This window comes from Spongiibacter sp. UBA1325, from assembly GCF_002306875.1.
In the GTDB taxonomy this organism is placed as follows: Bacteria; Pseudomonadota; Gammaproteobacteria; order Pseudomonadales; family Spongiibacteraceae; genus Spongiibacter; species Spongiibacter marinus.
The window spans coordinates 12,253-12,506 of record NZ_DBTD01000008.1 but is presented as its reverse complement, the minus strand read 5'-3'; the positions used below and the strand labels follow the sequence as shown (position 1 = coordinate 12,506).

The window sequence follows — 254 nt, the reverse complement described above, 5'->3', positions numbered from 1 at the left end:
ACGACGCAGAAGGTGCAGTACTTGGAGCAACCTTCCATGATGGAGACAAAGGCACTGGGGCCGTCGACGCTGGGCTCGGGAAGGCTGTCGAATTTTTCGATCTCGGGGAAGGTGACATCCACCACCACTGGGCCGTCCGGTTTGCGCTGGTCGATCATCTCCGGCACCCGGTGCAGGGTTTGCGGCCCAAAGATAACGTCAACGTAGGGCGCGCGCTGGCCAATATCGCCGCCTTCCTGGCTGGCGACGCAGCC

The 254-nt window shown here is 62.2% G+C and carries 1 pseudogene; it reads right to left on the bottom strand.

The window, feature by feature from the left end:
* Window positions 1–254, bottom strand: a pseudogene (locus B3K78_RS08490) (tRNA (N6-isopentenyl adenosine(37)-C2)-methylthiotransferase MiaB); the annotation flags it as partial.